The following is a 2819-nucleotide window of genomic DNA, read 5'->3' as shown; positions in this document are numbered from 1 at the left end:
CTCGACATCGGCTTGCCCGACATGGATGGGTACGAGCTCGCCGAGTGCATCCGGGAGCGGCTGGGGGAGGAGAGCCCCGTCTTCGCCGCGCTCACGGGCTACGGCCAGGAGGGCAACCGTGACCGCAGCCGGGCGGCGAGTTTCCGCCACCATTTCGTGAAGCCCATCGACATCGACGCCCTGAACGCTTTCCTCGAGACGCTGCCGCGAGGGCGTCCGGACGCTACCTGAGGCGCTCGGACTCCTCGACCAGCTCCCGCACCAGCTCCGCGGCGGGAATGGCACGAGACAGCGCCGCGGCCTGCCCCGACCAGAGCGTCATGAAGCGGGGGTCGCCCTGGGCCGCCGCGGCGCCGCGCAGTGGACTCGTGGCCGAGTGCTGAAGCGGGTAGGGGAGGAGCACCTCCAGGTCCTTCAGCTCCTCCGTGAGGGTGTTGGCGAGGCCTCGCGCCGGGCGACCGGAGAGGGCTCGGGTCACCACCGTCATGTCGTCCCGGGCCGCGCGGATCGCCGCCTTGTAGGCGGGAGCGGCACCCGACTCGGGGCAGGTCAGGAAGGCCGTGCCGAGCTGCGCTCCACTGGCCCCGAGCACGCGCGCGGCGGCGACCCCCCGCCCGTCCATGATGCCTCCGCTCGCCACCACCGGGATGCGCACCGCGTCGACCACCTGGGGGACCAGCGCCAGGGTGCCCACCATTCCGGCCTCGAAGGGCTCCGCGAAGGTGCCCCGGTGTCCGCCCGCCTCGCTGCCCTGCGCGACGATGATGTCGACCCGGGCCTCCTCGAGCAGCTTCGCCTCTCGCACGGTCGTGGCGGTCCCCATGAGCACCACCCTGCGCGCCCTCAGCCGCTCGAGCACCGCGTCGGGCGGAATCCCCAGGGTGAAGCTGAAGGCGCGGGCCCCGCTCTCCACGATGGCGTCCACCTGCTCCTCGAAGGAGGGAAACGGGGAGGCCGGAGGCGTCGGCGGCGGGAGCCCGAGCTCCTGGTGGTAGCGGGCGAGCAGCGCCAGCATCCGGCTCGGGTCGACGTCACCGGGGGGCGGCTGGGGCGCGAAGAGGTTGATGGCGTAGGGCCGGTCGGTGAGCTCACGCACCCGTCGCGCGAGTTGCACGATCTCCTCGGGCTTCATGTAGGCGGCCCCGATGGAGCCCAGCCCGCCCGCGTTCGACACGGCGGCGACCAGCTCCGGCGTCGTGATTCCGCCCCCGGCCATCGGCGCCTGGATGATGGGGTGCTTGATTCCGAGCCAGACCGAAAGCTGGCGCCATGCGTTGGGAACAGTCATGTAGGGCCTCATGGAGCCGCTGGTGGGGTGACTTCCAGGTTCGCCACCACCTTGGTGGCCAGGGTGGCTCGGAGGTTGGAGAAGGCGGCTCGCGTCTTCTCCACGGACGCGGGGTTGTTCCTCAGCGCCGTGCGCAGCGGCGGGGGAATGGACACCAGGGCCAGGCGCACCAGCGCGAGCTCCTCACGAACCGTCTTGTCCAGACTCTTGTTGGTGGCGGAGACGAGGCTCGACAGCCCTCCGTCCCCATTCAGCCCGTGCCACACGTATTCCATTCCCCGCAGCGTGCTCTCCAGGTCCTCCAGCGAGTTATCGCCGTGCCGCGTCGCCTCCAGCTCGGGCGACAGCTTCAACTCCGCTTCCTCCACGCTGGAGATGAGCCGGTGGACCACCTCGTCCAACGCCTCCTGCTGGGTGGCGTACCGGCTCCCCTCGCTCCCCGCGTTGGAGAGCTGCGCGAGATAGTTGCCCTGCTCGGGCTCCCAGGCGGCGCGCACGGCCCTGGCATCCGCGTGCAGCACCGCCCCGAGCGCCTTCAAGTACGCCCGGCGGCGTGCGCCCGCGTCTCCGGTGGTGAGGCGTGAGAGCACGGCCTCGTTGCCGGCCTCCGCGTCGAAGAGCACGTACTCGATGGCCAGCATGCCCTTGAGGTTCGCGCCGAGTTGAGCGACGGAGGTCTCGTCGAGGGGTGCATTCCCCGCGAGCAGGGTGTCGATGTCCGTCGTGCCAGGCACCTGATTCATGGCGGCGCCCGTGTGCAACTCCTCCGAAGGACCGAGGTGGAGGGCCTCCAGGAATCCCCACGGAAAGCGGACGGTCCGCCAGGCGGACTGGGCCTCGGTGAGGGTGGCCCTGGAGGGCGAGGCTTCCAGCGTCGCGAGCGCACCGGCCAGCGCCTCGGAGCGGGTGTCGAGCTCCTGGTACGCGGGGAGGATGAGGTCCGTGCCCAGCTCCTTCAGGAAGGCGGAGCGCAGGGTGGTGCCCTGGGAGTAGAGGCAGCTCGCCAGGGCGAGCGACAGCAGGAAGATGGCGGGAAGGAGACGGCGCCGGAAGGGACTCATGCTCAGCCGCGCAGGTGGGTGGTGTCGTTCCAGAGCTGGAGGACGGGCTGGTCCCCGTCGCTGTCGAAGCCGAGCACGCTGATGGAGGCGGTGCCCAGCGTGAAGAGGCGTCCCTCGGTGGGGGGCAACCCCAGCCAGCGCGCGGTGAGCACCCGCAGCAGGTGGCCGTGGGCGAAGACGAGCACGTTGCCCTCCACGGAGCGGGCCTCGGAGATGACGCGGTCCGCGCGCGCGCCCACGTCCCGAGCCGTCTCACCGCACGGCACGCCGTCGGTCCACAGCGTCCAGTTCGGACTGGTGGCGCGGATCTCGTCCTTCGTCTTGCCCTCGAAGGTGCCGTAGTCCCACTCCATCAGGTCCGCGCGCAGCTCGGCCACTTCCCCGTAGCCGGCCAGGGCGCTCGTCTCGCTCGCGCGGCTCAAGGGGCTCGTCCAGACGGCGGAGAAGTTCCAGCGGCGCAGGGCCTCTCG

The 2819-nt window shown here is 71.1% G+C and carries 3 protein-coding genes and 1 pseudogene; 1 reads left to right on the top strand and 3 read right to left on the bottom strand.

From position 1 onward, the window contains the following. Nucleotides 1-231 (top strand): annotated as a pseudogene (locus VF794_RS04360) (hybrid sensor histidine kinase/response regulator); the annotation flags it as partial. Here VF794_RS04360 and VF794_RS04355 read toward each other — a convergent pair. The 3 genes from VF794_RS04355 to VF794_RS04345 are packed head-to-tail and all read right to left on the bottom strand — an operon-like array spanning nt 224 to nt 2810. Then, entirely contained in the window at nt 224-1288 is a 1065-nt protein-coding gene (locus VF794_RS04355) for an NAD(P)H-dependent flavin oxidoreductase (RefSeq protein ID WP_331107911.1), read from the bottom strand. The pseudogene VF794_RS04360 and the gene VF794_RS04355 overlap by 8 nt on opposite strands. An 8-nt stretch (nt 1289-1296) precedes the next feature. Continuing rightward, on the bottom strand, nt 1297-2349 hold the full coding sequence (locus tag VF794_RS04350) for an imelysin family protein (RefSeq protein WP_331107910.1): 1053 nt from the start codon (nt 2347-2349) through the stop codon (nt 1297-1299). Between the two features lie 2 nt (nt 2350-2351). Further along, entirely contained in the window at nt 2352-2810 is a 459-nt protein-coding gene (locus VF794_RS04345; protein ID WP_331107912.1) for a histidine phosphatase family protein, read from the bottom strand. Nucleotides 2811-2819 lie beyond the last annotated feature (9 nt).

Origin of the sequence: Archangium sp., from assembly GCF_036389735.1 — a bacterium.
Taxonomy (GTDB): domain Bacteria; phylum Myxococcota; class Myxococcia; order Myxococcales; family Myxococcaceae; genus Archangium.
The sequence above is the reverse complement of the archived record's forward strand: the minus strand, read 5'-3'. Positions and strand labels throughout refer to the sequence as shown.

What these genes read in the sequence shown, in the direction of transcription:
- VF794_RS04355 (WP_331107911.1), bottom strand. Translation starts at nt 1,288, where the DNA reads ATGACTGTTCCCAACGCATGGCGCCAGCTTTCGGTCTGGCTCGGAATC.
- VF794_RS04350 (WP_331107910.1), bottom strand. Translation starts at nt 2,349, where the DNA reads ATGAGTCCCTTCCGGCGCCGTCTCCTTCCCGCCATCTTCCTGCTGTCG.